Annotated in this window: 16 protein-coding genes and 1 pseudogene; 10 read left to right on the top strand and 7 right to left on the bottom strand. The window is 65.1% G+C overall.

Going from position 1 to position 14,946, the window contains the following annotated elements:
• Positions 1-169: 169 nt before the first annotated feature.
• From bfr to HWX62_RS27475, 6 genes are all read left to right on the top strand, one after another.
• Complete coding sequence (bfr, locus tag HWX62_RS27500) at positions 170-646, top strand: bacterioferritin (RefSeq protein ID WP_006482753.1); 477 nt, start codon at positions 170-172, stop codon at positions 644-646.
• 34 nt (positions 647-680) lie between these two features.
• Positions 681-1,538, top strand: coding sequence for a glutamate racemase (gene murI / locus HWX62_RS27495; protein ID WP_175932690.1), 858 nt, complete (start codon positions 681-683; stop codon positions 1,536-1,538).
• 148 nt (positions 1,539-1,686) lie between these two features.
• On the top strand, positions 1,687-1,923 hold the full coding sequence (locus HWX62_RS27490; RefSeq protein WP_006482749.1) for a (2Fe-2S)-binding protein: 237 nt from the start codon (positions 1,687-1,689) through the stop codon (positions 1,921-1,923).
• Positions 1,924-2,141: 218 nt separating this feature from the next.
• Complete coding sequence (locus HWX62_RS27485; protein ID WP_175932689.1) at positions 2,142-2,873, top strand: energy transducer TonB; 732 nt, start codon at positions 2,142-2,144, stop codon at positions 2,871-2,873.
• Between the two features lie 36 nt (positions 2,874-2,909).
• A complete protein-coding gene (locus tag HWX62_RS27480; RefSeq protein WP_006483875.1) occupies positions 2,910-3,644 on the top strand; it encodes a MotA/TolQ/ExbB proton channel family protein in 735 nt (244 codons plus the stop codon).
• A 13-nt stretch (positions 3,645-3,657) separates the two neighbouring features.
• Complete coding sequence (locus tag HWX62_RS27475; RefSeq protein WP_006478310.1) at positions 3,658-4,086, top strand: biopolymer transporter ExbD; 429 nt, start codon at positions 3,658-3,660, stop codon at positions 4,084-4,086.
• A 403-nt stretch (positions 4,087-4,489) separates the two neighbouring features.
• Here HWX62_RS27475 and HWX62_RS27470 read toward each other — a convergent pair whose 3' ends face one another.
• Complete coding sequence (locus HWX62_RS27470) at positions 4,490-5,464, bottom strand: LysR family transcriptional regulator (protein WP_175932688.1); 975 nt, start codon at positions 5,462-5,464, stop codon at positions 4,490-4,492.
• A 120-nt stretch (positions 5,465-5,584) separates the two neighbouring features.
• On the opposite strand from HWX62_RS27470, the gene HWX62_RS27465 reads away from it, so the two are divergent.
• The 3 genes from HWX62_RS27465 to HWX62_RS27455 all read left to right on the top strand — a co-directional run bounded on the left by HWX62_RS27465 (position 5,585) and on the right by HWX62_RS27455 (position 7,422).
• Positions 5,585-6,457, top strand: a complete 873-nt coding sequence (locus HWX62_RS27465) for a pirin family protein (RefSeq protein WP_175932739.1) — start codon at positions 5,585-5,587, stop codon at positions 6,455-6,457.
• Between the two features lie 96 nt (positions 6,458-6,553).
• Positions 6,554-7,036 (top strand): SRPBCC family protein, encoded by a 483-nt coding sequence (locus tag HWX62_RS27460; protein ID WP_175932687.1) that lies wholly within the window; start codon positions 6,554-6,556, stop codon positions 7,034-7,036.
• 140 nt (positions 7,037-7,176) lie between these two features.
• Entirely contained in the window at positions 7,177-7,422 is a 246-nt protein-coding gene (locus tag HWX62_RS27455) for a hemin uptake protein HemP (protein ID WP_175932686.1), read from the top strand.
• Positions 7,423-7,698: 276 nt separating this feature from the next.
• Here the strand turns inward: HWX62_RS27455 and HWX62_RS27450 are convergent, their stop codons facing one another.
• The 5 genes from HWX62_RS27450 to uvrB form a co-directional block, all read right to left on the bottom strand.
• Positions 7,699-9,096, bottom strand: coding sequence for a 4Fe-4S binding protein (locus HWX62_RS27450; RefSeq protein ID WP_175932685.1), 1,398 nt, complete (start codon positions 9,094-9,096; stop codon positions 7,699-7,701).
• On the bottom strand, positions 9,093-9,935 hold the full coding sequence (locus HWX62_RS27445; RefSeq protein ID WP_175932684.1) for an FTR1 family protein: 843 nt from the start codon (positions 9,933-9,935) through the stop codon (positions 9,093-9,095). Before HWX62_RS27445 ends, HWX62_RS27450 begins: the two co-directional genes overlap by 4 nt.
• Positions 9,936-9,993: 58 nt before the next feature.
• The gene (locus HWX62_RS27440; RefSeq protein ID WP_006760846.1) at positions 9,994-10,326 is read right to left on the bottom strand and encodes a cupredoxin domain-containing protein; all 333 of its coding nucleotides are present in this window, start codon (positions 10,324-10,326) and stop codon (positions 9,994-9,996) included.
• Positions 10,327-10,381: 55 nt separating this feature from the next.
• The gene (locus HWX62_RS27435) at positions 10,382-10,933 is read right to left on the bottom strand and encodes an iron transporter (RefSeq protein WP_006483880.1); all 552 of its coding nucleotides are present in this window, start codon (positions 10,931-10,933) and stop codon (positions 10,382-10,384) included.
• Between the two features lie 227 nt (positions 10,934-11,160).
• Complete coding sequence (uvrB, locus tag HWX62_RS27430; RefSeq protein WP_034207824.1) at positions 11,161-13,251, bottom strand: excinuclease ABC subunit UvrB; 2,091 nt, start codon at positions 13,249-13,251, stop codon at positions 11,161-11,163.
• Between the two features lie 258 nt (positions 13,252-13,509).
• Between uvrB and HWX62_RS27425 the strand changes: the two genes are divergently transcribed.
• Complete coding sequence (locus HWX62_RS27425) at positions 13,510-14,709, top strand: amino acid aminotransferase (protein ID WP_175932683.1); 1,200 nt, start codon at positions 13,510-13,512, stop codon at positions 14,707-14,709.
• Positions 14,710-14,832: 123 nt separating this feature from the next.
• Here HWX62_RS27425 and HWX62_RS27420 read toward each other — a convergent pair.
• Positions 14,833-14,946 (bottom strand): annotated as a pseudogene (locus HWX62_RS27420) (3-hydroxybutyrate dehydrogenase); the annotation flags it as partial.

Genomic DNA, 14,946 nt, shown 5'->3' with positions numbered 1-14,946 from the left:
GGATGTCCGGCCTTTTTACTTCTCATTCTCATTATTGTCCGCGGCCGGTTGTTCAAGGCTGATTCTCATTACACGCAAAAGGCAGGCCCGACAAGGCTTCGAGGCTTGGCTTTTCTCGTTCGAGCGATTATCGTTCGGTTTCTGAAGCCCCACTGAACAAGGAACAGCCATGCAAGGCGACAAGAAAGTCATCGAATATCTGAACGCCCAACTGAAGAATGAACTCACGGCGATCAACCAGTACTTCCTGCATGCGCGCATGTACAAGCACTGGGGCCTCGACAAGCTCGGCAAGCACGAATACGACGAGTCGATCGGCGAAATGAAGCACGCCGACTGGCTGATCGAGCGCGTGTTCATGCTCGACGGCCTGCCGAACCTGCAGGACCTGCACAAGCTGCTCGTCGGCGAGGAAACCGAAGAGATCCTGAAGTGCGACCTGAAGCTCGAGCAGATCTCGCAGTCCACCTGCAAGGAAGCGATCGCCTACTGCGAATCGGTGCGCGACTACGTGTCGCGCGAGATCTTCGAAAAGATCCTCGACGACACCGAAGAACACATCGACTGGCTCGAGACGCAGATCGACCTGATCGGCAAGGTCGGCCTGCAGAACTACCAGCAAACGATGATGGGTTCGCCCGAGTAATCGCCCTGCCCGCCAGTCCGCCGCCCGCCTGACGATGACGAATCCGTCCGCCGCTCCCGCGCCGCGCGCCGCCGCCCCTGTCGGCATCTTCGACTCGGGGCTCGGCGGCCTGTCGGTGCTGCGCGCCGCGCGCGCGCACCTGCCCGACGAATCGTTCGTCTACGTCGCCGACTCGCACCACGCGCCATATGGCCCGCGCGACGAGGCATTCATTACGGAACGCACGCTGGCCATCGGCGAGTGGCTCGCCCGCGAAGGCGCGAAAGCGCTCGTCATCGCGTGCAACACGGCAACGGCACGGGCGATCGCGGCCATCCGCGAACGCCTGTCGATCCCGCTCGTCGGCGTCGAGCCGGGCATCAAGCCGGCCGCCGCGCTGTCCACGACCGGCGTCGCGGGCGTGCTCGCCACGCAGTCGACGCTGAACAGCCCGCGCTTCCAGGCGCTGCTCGACCGCTACGGCGCCGGCCGCCGCTTCATCTGCCAGCCCGGCCACGGGCTCGTCGAGGCGATCGAACGCGGCGATACGAACTCGCCCGCATTGCGTGCGCTGCTTCAGCGTTATCTACAGCCGATGCTCGACGACGGTGCCGATACGCTGGTACTCGGCTGCACGCACTATCCGTTCTTCACAGAAACAATTCGTGACCTTGTTGGCGAGCGCCTGACGATCGTCGACACGAGCGATGCCATCGCCCGCCAGCTCGCGCGGGTGCTCGACGAACGCGGGCTGCGCGCGCCGGCCGGCACGCATGCCGCGCCGCCGCGCTTCTGCTCGACGAGCGACGGCCTGCAACTGCGCGCGCTCGCATCGACGCTGCTCGGCCTCGATGCGCCGGTCGAATCCGTCACCATTTCCTCGCCGAACGCGCGCGCCTGCGCGACCGCCTGACGCGCCGGTACGCCGGCTCCCGCCGCGGTGTCCCCCGCCCCATCGTTTCAAGGGTCCGATGACCTTAAAAAAAGCCCGACCCATGCTTGTCAACACCGGCAAAATTAATGATAATAATTCGCATTAACGTTAGCTATCGCAACTCATCATGATCGTCTGCGTGTGCAAGTCTGTTTCCGATCGCAAGATTCGCGCGTCCCTCGCCGAGGGCGTGAACTCTTTCGATGAACTCCAGTTCGAGCTCGGCGTGGCCACGTGCTGCGGCAAGTGCGAGGAGTCCGTACGCGACCTCATGGCCGAGCAAGGCGTCTGCGCGAGCCGGTGCGGTGTCGAGCATCATGCTCATCCGATCCCGGTCACGTTCTACGACCGCAAGGCGGCCTGAGCGGCGCGAAGCGTACGCATGCGGCCCCGGCCGCATTTTTTGTCTTGACCGTCAGCAAGCCACCGTCCGCGCGAGCCAACGGCTTACCTGCCAAGGAGCCTGTGATGGAATTGCTGATCGGATTCGTAACCACCGTTTGCATCTCGCTGCTGATCTTCCGCAAGTGATGCCGATTCACCCGCCGCGCCCCGGGTGCGACGTCGTTCTTTCAAGCTAACATGCAGGCTTCGCATCTCGCTCCTGCCGGCGCCATGCCGGCTGCACCACGTATGAATCCCCGAGTGATCGTCGTCGCGGTCGGCGTGCTTGCCGCACACGCGATCATGCTGACGGCCGCGTGGCTCCATCGCAACGCGCCGCCGCCGAAATCGGTCGAGGTCCAGACGATCACCGCGCAGCTCATCACGCCCGCGCCGATCGCGCAGCAGGTCGCGGCCGAATCGATCGCGCAGCCCGCGCCGCCGAAGCCCGTGCCCCGCGTGAAGCCGAAGGTCGAACCGAAGCCGGTGCAGAAAGCGGCGAAACCGACCCCGCTGCCGGTTGCGCCCTCGCCTGCCCCGTCACCCGCGCCCGCTCCCGCCGCCGATCCGACACCTGCTCCCGCCGCGCCCGCTCCCGCCGCACCGGCCGCCACGCCGAACCCGGCGCGCGAAACGATGCAGGTCAGCGCACCGAAGAACGTGCCGACGCTCCAATGCAACTTCGTGAAGCCTGACTATCCGTCGATGTCGCGCCGCCGCGGCGAATCGGGTACCGCCTATGTTCACTTCGTCGTCGGCGTGACCGGCAAGATCGAAAGCATCGAGCTGCAGAAGAGCAGCGGCTATCCGCGCCTCGACGACGCCGCACTCGACGCGATGCGCGCGACCACCTGCCGTCCGTACATCGAGAACGGCCAGGCGATCCGCGCCGCCCGCACACAGCCCTACAGCTTCGGGCTCACCGACTAACCTGCCTCATCCGGAAGATTCAAAGGAAACAAAAAAATGCAAAGCTACGGTATCGCGCACGTCTGGGCGCAAGGTGATTTCGTCACGCGCGCCATTGCGATCACGCTGCTCGTGATGTCGGTCCTGTCGTGGATCGTGATCGTCATCAAGGGCTGGAACGTGATCCGCCTGAACCGCCTCACGAAGAATGCCGAACAGGCATTCTGGCACTCGGACAATTTCGACGACGGCATCAAGAAGCTCGGCCTCGCCGCATCGACGCCGAACGACAACCCGTTCCTCGCGCTCGCACTGTCGGGCAAGGAAGCCGCCGACCACCACCATCAGACGCAACCGCACCTGCACGACCGCATGGACGTGTCGGACTGGGTCACGCGCTGCCTGAAGGACACGATGGACGAAGGCATCTCGCGCATGCAAAGCGGCCTCGCGATCCTCGCATCGGTCGGCAGCACGGCGCCGTTCGTCGGCCTGTTCGGCACGGTCTGGGGGATCTACCACGCGCTGCTCGCGATCGGCGCCACCGGCCAGACGTCGATCGACCAGGTCGCGGGCCCGGTCGGCGAATCGCTGATCATGACGGCCTTCGGCCTGTTCGTCGCGATTCCGGCAGTGCTCGGCTACAACGCGCTGACCCGCGCGAACAAGGGTGTCGTCAGCAAGCTGCGCCGCTTCGCGCACGGCCTGCACGCATACTTCGTGACGGGTGCGAGCCTCGCGTCGTCGTCGACGCGCGACGGCCTGCGTCTCGCATCGCGCGCCGCCAGCTGAGACGAGGTGAACCATGGCCATGAACACCGGTTTCAGCGACGATGACGACGATGCCGTGATGAGCGAGATCAACATGACGCCGCTCGTCGACGTCATGCTCGTACTCCTGATCATTTTCCTCGTGACGATCCCGGCGATGCAGCATGCGGTGAAGATCGACCTGCCGCACGCCAGCAGCCAGCCCGTCGACGAAAAGCCGCAGACCGTCGACGTCGCGATCCAGGGCGACGGCACGATCCTGTGGGACGATCACACGGTCACGCGCGAACAACTGCAGGCACGCATCGCGGAAGCCGCGAAACGCACGCCGCAGCCGGAATTGCACCTGCGCGCGGACCGCAAGGTCGCCTACGAGCACGTCGCGGAAGTGATGTCGGACGCACAGGCTGGCGGCTTGACGAAGCTCGGCTTCGTGACGGAGCCGGGCGCAAAGGCGAAGTAACGCGCACGCCCCGCCGTCGCAGGTAGCCGCTGCGCGCCTGGCCGGCCGCGCCTAGCCGGCCGCACCTAGCCGGCCGCACCCAAAGTAAAAGGCCTTCATCGCCAGATGAAGGCCTTTTTTCATGCGCACGCGGGCGCCTTCGGGCGGCGGGCTCTTCGGCGGTATCGGTTACGCCTCGAGCAACGCAAATGCGACTCTGCCGTGGTCTGCACGGACTGCGCGTTCTGCCCTATCTGGCTCACAATATATGCGGCCACCTGATTTCGCTCAGAACTTCCTTCACGAAATGGGATTTCAATATAGGCCCGGCCGCGCACGCATTCAAGGTTCCGGCGATTGAAACTTGCGATTGCAGACGACGCTTCAATGACAAAACAAATTTGCGTCGTCGTGCCCGTCGTGTTCAGGTCGCCGAAACATCGGCCGCCGCTTCCTGCTTCGCGCGCTCGGGGCAACCGGGCCCCTTGTACGCGCCATGGTCGAGCTTCTCGACCAGGTAATCGACGAACGCACGGACCGCGGGCGGCATCCCCTGCCGCGACACGAACACCGCATACAGCTGCGGCACCGGCAGCGTCCAGCCCGGCATCACGGGCGACAGTTGCCCCGCGCGCAGTGCGTTGCCGTACATCATCTCCGGCAGCGCCGCGATCCCGAGGCCGTCGAGCACGGCTTCGCGGATCGTCATCAGGTCGGCCGTCACGAGCCGCGGATCATGCTCGTGCACGTGGCGCGTCCCGTCCGGTGCGATCAGGTTGAATACGTGCCGGCCGTCGACGCTCGGCGTATCGAGCGTCTCGAAGCCCGTCAGGTCGTCCGGCGCCAGCGGCGGCGCATTCTGGCTCAGCAGGCTCGGCGCGCCGACCAGCATCTGCTCGGTGCGCCACAGCGGCCGCACGACGATGTTGGCGTTCTGCGGCGGCTCCGAGCGCACGCGCAACGCGACGTCGATCGAATCCTCGAACAGGTCGATCACGCGGTTCGTCACGCGGACATGCACCTTCACTTCGGGATAGCGGCGCAGGAATTCGGGCAGGATGCGCGACAGCATCGTCTGCGACAGCGTCACCGGCACGCTGACGCGCACCGAGCCGCGCGGCGACGCGCGCAACTGCTGCACCGCGTTCATCGCGGCCTGCGCTTCGGCGAGCATCGCCTGGCAATGCTGGTAGAACAGTTCCCCCGCCTCGGTCAGCGCGAGCTTGCGCGTCGAGCGCTGCAGCAGGCGTACGCCGAGCGCGGCCTCGAGCTCGGTCAAGCGCCGCGACAGACGCGATTTCGAGATGCCCAGCACGCGCTCGGCGGCCGAGAAGCCGCCATGTTCGACGACCTGCGAGAAGTACATCAGGTCGTTCAGGTTATGTGCATCGATATTCATCTCATCGTTCCAATTTCAGAACAATCCATTGCGAACCGCTGCAAATCGTCCGGTAAAACGCCTCATATAATAGCCTCATGTTTCAAAAATAACGCTATTCCGATGATTTCGAGGGCTTCCATGACCACCGCTCGCTCGCTTGACCGCACCTACCCCGCGCTTCGCACCACCGAAGGCGGCGGTTTCGTGGTTCACCGCCCGTTCCCGACGCGGCTGCTGATGGACTTCGATCCGTTCCTGCTGCTCGATGAAATGGGTCCCGTCGACTACGCCCCCGGCGAAGCCGTCGGCGCGCCCGATCATCCGCACCGCGGCTTCGAGACCGTGACGTACGCGCTCGACGGATGCTTCCGCCATCGCGACTCGTCAGGCCATGCCGGCACGCTCGGCCCGGGCGACGTGCAGTGGATGACGGCCGGCGCCGGCGTCGTGCACAGCGAGATGCCGGACCCGGCGTTCGCCCGGACGGGCGGGCGCTCCCACGGCTTCCAGCTGTGGGTCAACCTGCCGCGGCGCGACAAGATGATCGCACCGCGCTACCAGGAGATCCCGGCCGCCCGCATTCCGACCGCAACGTCGCCGGACGGGCGCGCGCGGGTGCGCGTCATCGCCGGCGAAGCATTCGGCGTACAGGCCGCGATCGAGACGCGCACGCCGATCCTCTACCAGCATTTCACGCTGGAACCGGGCGCGACGGTCACGCAGCCCGTGCCGGCCGGTTATCGGGTGTTCGCCTATCCGATCGACGGAACGGGCCTCTACGGGCCCGACAGGCAGGCTGTCGACGCACGGCACATGGTCGTCTACGGCGACGACGGCGACACCGTCACGTTCGCGGCCGGCGACACGTCGCTCGACCTGCTGCTGATCGGCGGCGTGCCGCTCAACGAGCCGATCGTCCGTTACGGCCCGTTCGTGATGAATACCGAAGAAGAGATCCGGCAGGCCGTGGTCGACTACCAGACCGGTCGCATGGGTCGCATCGAAGCGTGATCGGCCCGGGGCGCAGGTGCCGCGAAGCCGGTGGTTTTGCGTCACAATAAGTTCTTGAACCACGTGGCCGCTCGCCACCAGAAGGAACCCGTCCCCTTGAACTTCGAACACCTGATCCAGATCAACTCCGACGATCCGGCCGTGCCGACCCTCACCCGCGACCAGCTGTGGGAAGGCCTCGTGCTGCGTGCGGAACAACCGCAACTGTTCGTGATCGGCCTCGACAGCTGCGTGATCCACGAACGAACGGATACGACGCTCGAACGCGAACTGCATTACGGCCACGCGACCGTGCGCGACCACGTGACGTTCACGCCGAACCAGCAGGTCCGCTACGACATCCATGCGGCCGATGGCGAGATTGGCGGCTCGCTGACGATGACGATCGAGGAGCGCGACGACCACGAGCTGTTCCTGCGTTTCGAGTACCGCACGACGCTGACGGTCACGGACGACAGCGAAGAAGCTCGACAGACGCACGGAATCGTCAAGGAAGCGTACCGCACGTCGGATATCGACACGGTCCGCCTGATCCGCGAATACGCGCAGGGTCGCAAGGACCCCGATCCGCTGCACTGAACCCGGTGGCGGCCCGCCGGCCGCCCCTTTTGAATCAAACTATCAGATCCGGCACTTCGATCGATAAAGAGTTTTTGTAAATGGGAATAGTTATCATTTAGAATTCATTCCATCGTATCGACAGTCACCGATCAAACCGAATGACCGACACCATGCGCCCGACCACGCTGTCCCTGCGCCGCACGACCGGCACCGCAGCCAGCAGCCGCCAGAAGACGGCAGCGGTCACCACGCCGGCGAAACCCGCCGGCAACCGCGACGCAGGCACGCGGGTCGTCAACAGTGACGCGCTGCTGCAAGGCCACAGCCACATCAGCATCGCGCACAACGGAGAGACGTATCAGTTGCGCGCCACGCGGCTCGGCAAACTGATCCTGACGAAGTAACGACCGAGTATTGTGGGGACCACCTCCCTGAGAGGTGTTGGGCAGTAGCCAGCGTAACGGCTTGCACGCGAGATCTAGACCCCTTCGTGCAAACACACTCAAGCAGCCGTTGCAGCAAGCCAAGCCACTTTTTTGGTTCTCGCACAAGGAAGAAAAAAGCGACACGTCCTTCGACGTGTCGCTTTTTGTTTGGGCAGCCAGTATGCAACGCACGCCGCCCGGGTGTTGCCGCTGCCTGCCGTCAATGCAAGAGCGACAGGCGGCTCGCACACCGCATCAGAAGCCCCAGAACATCAACCACCATGCGCTGTCGACGACGGCCAGCCCGACGACGAACCACGCAAATGCCGCGAGCCGGCGCGGCCATGCCGCATAGCGCCCCGTCACCTTCCACGCGAGCCATGCACTCCATACGTTGGCGCCGACCAGAATCGCGATGCGCACGTCGCTTGCCCAGCCGAGCGGCACGTGCTCGGCGCGCAGCAACGACAGCGTCGTGGCCGACAGCCCGAGGAACACGCCCGCACCCGCGATCGGGATCAGCGCCTGCGCGAGGTGATGCAGGCGCACGCGATCGAAGCGGCCGAGCATCAGCGTGGCGCCGGCCAGCAACACCAGCAGCGCCGTGCCGTACACGAGCCCCGTGCCGACGATGTAGCTGACGACCAGCCCGCCATCGAGCCAGGAGAACACGTCGTTGCGATCCGGGTAGTGCGTGAGCAGGAACCACGGCGCATTGGTCTCGAGCGGCCACGTGATGTCATGGTCGATCAGCCAGCCGGCGAGCCATTGCTTGATCTGCACGAACCACGGGCTGACGGTCCAGTGGAACGCGCCGATCGCCACGCCGAGCAGGCCGTACAGGATCAGCGCGGTGTCCCACGGGTTGGCCTGTTCCGCACCGAGGTTCACGACCTCGTCGGACGGCGAGCGCAGCGACAGCGAAATCGCGTCGCGATGCCCGCTGCAGCGGCCGCACATATGGCAGGCCGCCGCGCCCTTCATGTTGCGCAACGGCACGAGCGGTGCGCAGTTGATCGGAATCACGCGATGGCCGTGCTCGCCGTTCTTGTACGAACGGCGCCACGCATCCTCGTCGACTTTGTAGCGCATCGGCGCGAGCCGCGCGAGCAGGCCGAACACGCCGTTGACCGGGCACAGGTACTTGCACCACACGCGCTTCTCGCGGCCGTACAGCACGCCGATCACGATCGCGCCGACGGTCGAGCCGCCGAGCACGAACAGCACCGCGAGCGGGTACTGGTACACGCTCACCATCTGTCCGTAGATCGTCGTGATGCCGAATGCGACGAACGGCCAGCCGCCCCACCGGATCCAGCGCGGGATCGGGCCGCCGCGGCCGAACTTGCTCGCGTATTCGGTGAGCGCGCCCTCAGGACACAGCACACCGCACCAGACACGGCCGAGCATCACCATCGACAGCAGCACGAACGGCCACCAGATGCCCCAGAACGCGAATTGCGCGATGAGCGTGAGGTTGTTCCACAGATGCGCGGAATCGTCCGGCAACGGCAACACGGCCGGCACGATGATCAGGAACGCGTAGACGGCGACGACGATCCACTGGATACCGCGGATCAGCGCACCGTGGCGCTGCATCCACTGGCCGGCCTGCGCGAGCCGGCCCGGCTTGACGGCGGCGACAACGCTCATGCCGCGCGACCCGCTGCAACGGCCGGACGGCGGCTCGCGCGCTTCATCAGCAGCCAGACGACCGCCCAGTACGCCGCATAGGCCACCAGGTTGGTCAGCGCCGGGTGCGCGCGATAGCCGGTCAGCGTCGCGACGAGCGAACCGAACGTGCCCGAATCATCGAGGATCGCGGACGTATCCCACACCTGCGAAATGCCGAGCGGCAGGATTTCCTTGTCGATCAGCTTGTCGACGCCGGTCTGGAACAGGCCCGCGCCGAGGAACAGCAGCATCACTTCGGTGACGCGAAAGAAATGCCGCCACGAGAAGTACTTGCCGCCGAGTTGCAGCAGATAGAACGTGAGGAACGCGAGGCCGAGGCCGATCACGACCGCGAGCATCTGGCTGCCGTCGACATGGCCCGACTGGCCGAAACCGAGGCCGTACAGGAAGATCACCGTCTCGCTGCCTTCGCGCGCGATGGCGAGCGCGACCAGCACGGCGACGCCCCACCAGTTCGAGTCGCGCGTACTTTGCTGCAGCGATTGCTCCATGTCGCGCTTCAGCGTGCGGCCGTGCCGGCGCATCCACAGCACCATCTGCACGATCAGCACGCACGCGATCAGCACCATCGCCGTCTGGAAATAGTCCTGCGCGTCGCCGGACAACACTTCGGTGAACCCGACCAGCGCGGCGCCGAGGCCGACGGCCATCAACAGGCCGACGGCGACGCCCGTCCACAGGAAAGGCAGGCCGCGGCGCGCGTCGTCGTCGCCGTTTTTCAGCCATGCATAGAGAATGCCGACGACGAGCAGCGCTTCGACGCTCTCCCGCCAGACGATGAACAAGATCTGACCCATCGATACCTCCTGACGCGCGGGGCAAGGGACTGGTGCGCCCGCACGCAGACAAAACGCATTACTTCGCGACGATCACGCCCTGTGCCTGCTGGTGGAAATCGTCGAAAAACTTGTATTCGCCCGGCGACAGCGGGGCGACGACCACGAACGAATCGGCGCCCGGCGCGAGCACCTTCTCCTTGCGCAACTGCACGCTCTCGAATTCGGCGGCGCCCTTGCCGGTGTTCCGGATCTCGATCTTGAAACGCTGGCCGGCCGGCACTTCGATGCGGGCGGGGTTCAGCTTGCCATCCGTCATCTCGAGCTTGAACGTCGGCAGATCGGCCGCATGCGCCGCGCCGGCAAGCCACAGCGCGGCGGCTGCAGCGACGATTTTCTGGGGAAATTTCATTCTGGGTTCTCTACGCCGACGGCGCGCCGAAGCGCGCCGTTCGTGATGCCACCGATCAGTAACCGCCCTTCTTGCCGATACCGGCGAACGGGAAGTCGTACTCGAGCGTGATGGGCTTGAACCACGGGCCCACGCCCGTTTCCTTGTCGACGTGACGGCCGAACGCCATGTGGCCCGACTGCATCGGCGGCTTGACGACCATCGTCAGGTGATACTTGCCCGGACCGGCGAGCTTCACGTTGTCGCCGTAGTGCGGGCCGTCGCTCGCGACCATGCCCATCAGGTCGCCTTCGGCCTTCCACTTCGTGTCGCCCTGCTTCGTCAGCTTGTACGTGACCTGCAGGTACGGCATCCAGTCGCCTTCGGCGAAACCGGTCGGGTTGTTCTTGACCGCGTGGATATCGGCCTCGAGGTGAATATCGGAATCCGACGCCTTGCGCATCATGCCTTCCGGGTCCATCGTGATCGGCTGCAGATACACCGCGCCGATTTCCATGCCGCCCTGGATCTGCTGCTTGCCGATCGGGTACTCGGCCGCCGAGGCCGACATCGCGGCAAGCGCCGCTGCTACCGCAACCGTCGTGCGGATGAACGAAGAACCCAACATGGACACTCCTTGTTATTTGTCTGACTATCTTGACGACATGCGAGCCGCCGCCGGGGCCGCCCGCTGGAAACACTAACGCGACGAAGAACGTTAATGCGAACTATTCTCAATACATGCGGAGTTTAGCACCGAACCCGTTTCGGAACAAACGGAGCGCGCCGTAAACCCCTGATCCGACAAGGCTTACAGGCGCTTTACCAAAAGGATTCTGTGACGTTTGGAAAGATTTACCGACCGCCGCTGATGTGGTCGCCGACGTTCGCGCCGAACACGCGTTCGCGCAGCACGGCAAGCTGGTCGCGGGTCGCGGCGGCCTTTTCGAATTCGAGGTTCTTCGCGTAGTCGGCCATCTGCTTCTCGAGCCGCTTGATTTCCTTCGCGAGCTGCTTTTCCGACATGTCCTCGAATTTCGCGCGCTGCTGCGCCTCCTTCAGCTCCGCACGCGCATCGTCGGCGTTGTAGACGCCGTCGATGATGTCCTTGATGCGCTTCACGACGCCGCGCGGCGTGATGCCCATCTTTTCGTTGTACGCGATCTGCTTCGCGCGGCGCCGCTCGGTTTCGTCGATCGCGCGCTTCATCGACTCGGTCATGTTGTCCGCGTAGAGGATCGCCTTGCCGTTCACGTTCCGCGCGGCGCGGCCGATCGTCTGGATCAGCGAGCGCTCGGCGCGCAGAAAACCTTCCTTGTCCGCGTCGAGAATCGCGACGAGCGACACTTCGGGAATGTCGAGGCCCTCGCGCAGCAGGTTGATCCCGACCAGCACGTCGAACGTGCCGAGCCGCAGGTCGCGGATGATCTCGACGCGCTCCACCGTGTCGATGTCGCTGTGCAGGTAGCGCACCTTGACGCCATGGTCGGCCAGGAACTCGGTCAGCTGTTCGGCCATGCGCTTCGTCAGCACGGTGATCAGCACGCGCTCGCCGGCCTTCACGCGTGCGTTGATCTCGGTCAGCACGTCGTCGACCTGCGAGCTCGCCGGCCGCACTTCGATTTCCGGATCGACGAGGCCCGTCGGCCGCACGACCTGCTCGGCGATCTGGCCCGTCACGCGCTTCTCGTAGTCGGCCGGCGTGGCCGACACGAACACGACCTGGCGCATCTTGCGCTCGAACTCGTGGAACTTCAGCGGCCGGTTGTCGAGCGCCGACGGCAGGCGGAACCCGTAATTGACGAGGTTTTCCTTGCGCGCGCGGTCGCCGTTGTACATGCCGTTCAGCTGGCCGATCAGCACGTGCGATTCGTCGAGCAGCATCAGCGCGTCGGGCGGCAGGTAGTCGACGAGCGTCGGCGGCGGATCGCCGGGCGCCGCGCCCGAGAAATGCCGCGAATAGTTCTCGATGCCCTTGCAGAAGCCGAGTTCCTGCAGCATCTCGAGATCGAAGCGCGTGCGCTGCTCGAGGCGCTGCGCCTCGACGAGCTTGCCTTCGCGATGGAAGAACTCGAGCCGCTCGCGCAGTTCGTCCTTGATCGTCTCGACCGCGCGCATCACGGTGTCGCGCGGCGTCACGTAGTGCGACGACGGATACACGGTGAAACGCGGGATCTTCTGCCGCACGCGCCCGGTCAGCGGGTCGAACAGGTGCAGCGTCTCGACCTCGTCGTCGAACAGCTCGACGCGCACGGCCATTTCCGCGTGTTCGGCAGGGAAGATGTCGATCGTGTCGCCGCGCACGCGGAACGTGCCGCGCTGGAAATCCTGCTCGTTGCGCGTGTATTGCATCGCGATCAGCCGCGCGATCACGTCGCGCTGGCCGAGCTTGTCGCCGGTGCGCAGCGTCAGGATCATCTGGTGGTATTCCGACGGATTGCCGATACCGTAGATCGCCGACACGGTCGCGACGATCACCACGTCGCGGCGCTCCATCAGGCTCTTCGTCGCCGACAGCCGCATCTGCTCGATGTGCTCGTTGATCGACGAGTCCTTCTCGATGAACAGGTCGCGCTGCGGCACGTAGGCCTCAGGCTGGTAGTAGTCGTAGTACGACACGAAGTACTCGACCGCGTTGCGCGGGAAGAACTCGCGGAACTCCGCGTAAAGCTGGGCCGCGAGCGTCTTGTTCGGCGCGAACACGATCGCCGGGCGGCCGAGCCGCGCGATCGTGTTGGCCATCGTGAAGGTCTTGCCCGAGCCGGTCACGCCGAGCAGCGTCTGGAAGGCAAGGCCGTCGCCGACCCCTTCGACGAGCGTGTCGATCGCGGTCGGCTGGTCGCCCGCGGGCGGATACGGCTGGTAAAGCTGGAACGGCGAGCCTTCGAAAGTGACGAATTTGGATTCGTCGAGCGCGTCGCCGACTTCGGCATGATGTTCGGACATGGAATGCGGCCGGAGCAAGGGCAAAGAAAGCATTCTAGCGCTTCGCGGCCGCCCGAACTGCTGTCGGCTCCTGACGCGCGGCGGCCGCCCGAAATCGCGATTCCCGGCCGGATCGCGACGGAATCACCGCCTCCGCCAGCGCGAATTCGCTACAATGTCAGGCTGCTGCGCTTTCCGGCGTCGCGCCGTTGGCGCGCTCCGCTGCGCCCGCCCCGCCGGCTGAAAGCCTGACCCTCTTTTCACTACTGCCGAATCATCATGTCGCTCTTCTCCGCTGTCCAGCTTGCTCCCCGCGACCCGATCCTGGGCCTGAACGAAGCCTTCAACGCCGATGCGCGTCCGACCAAGGTCAACCTCGGCGTCGGCGTGTACACGAACGAAGAAGGCAAGATTCCGCTGCTGCGCGCGGTTCGCGACGCGGAGAAGGCACGGGTCGAGGCCGGCCTGCCGCGCGGCTACCTGCCGATCGACGGGATCGCCGCCTACGATGCGGCCGTGCAGAAGCTGCTGCTCGGCAACGACTCGCCGCTGATCGCGGCGGGCCGCGTGGTCACGGCCCAGGCACTGGGCGGCACGGGCGCGCTGAAGATCGGCGCCGATTTCCTGCGCACCGTGAATCCGAACGTGAAGGTCGCGATCAGCGATCCGAGCTGGGAAAACCACCGTGCGCTGTTCGAGGCGGCCGGCTTCGAAGTCGTCGCGTACCCGTATTACGACGCGGCCACCAACGGCGTGAACTTCGAAGGCATGCTGTCGGCGCTGAACGGCTACGCGGCCGGCACGGTCGTCGTGCTGCACGCGTGCTGCCACAACCCGACCGGCGTCGACCTCACCGAAGCGCAGTGGCAACAGGTCGTCGACGTCGTGAAGGCGCGCAACCTCGTGCCGTTCCTCGACATGGCCTACCAGGGTTTCGGCGAGAACATCGAAGCCGATGCCGCTGCCGTGCGCCTGTTTGCCGCCGCCGACCTGAACGCGTTCGTGTCGTCGTCGTTCTCGAAGTCGTTCTCGCTGTACGGCGAGCGCGTCGGCGCGCTGTCGATCATCACGTCGAGCAAGGAAGAAGCCACGCGCGTGCTGTCGCAACTGAAGCGCGTGATCCGCACGAACTACTCGAACCCGCCGACCCACGGCGGCGCAGTGGTCGCAGCGGTGCTCGCGTCGCCGGAACTGCACGCTTCGTGGGTGCAGGAACTCGGCGAAATGCGCGATCGCATCCGCGCGATGCGCAACGGTCTCGTCGAGCGCCTGAAGGCGAGCGGCGTCGATCGCGATTTCAGCTTCATCAACGCGCAGCGCGGGATGTTCTCGTATTCGGGCCTGACCTCGGCACAAGTCGATCGCCTGCGCGACGAGTTCGGTATCTATGCGGTCGGCACGGGCCGGATCTGCGTGGCCGCGCTGAACACGCGCAATCTCGACGTGGTCGCCAATGCGATCGCAGCGGTCCTGAAGTAAAGCGGCGGCGGGCGGCAGCCGTCACCGGCCCCCGCCCTGCCGACATGAAAAACGCGCTCCATGGAGCGCGTTTTTTTGTGCCGCACGGCAGTTCGGTGGGCGGCGACACCACCCGCGCCGGCGTTACTGCATGAACCACCCGTGGCTGACGACCACCGACTGGCCGGTGAGCGCGGCGCTCGGGAATGCCGACAGGAACAGCACCGTCTGCGCGACATCCTGCACCGTCGTGAACAC

The sequence above is a fragment of the Burkholderia sp. BCC0506 genome (assembly GCF_902833145.1).
Lineage (GTDB): Bacteria > Pseudomonadota > Gammaproteobacteria > Burkholderiales > Burkholderiaceae > Burkholderia.
This window is presented reverse-complemented; position numbering and strand designations above follow the sequence as displayed.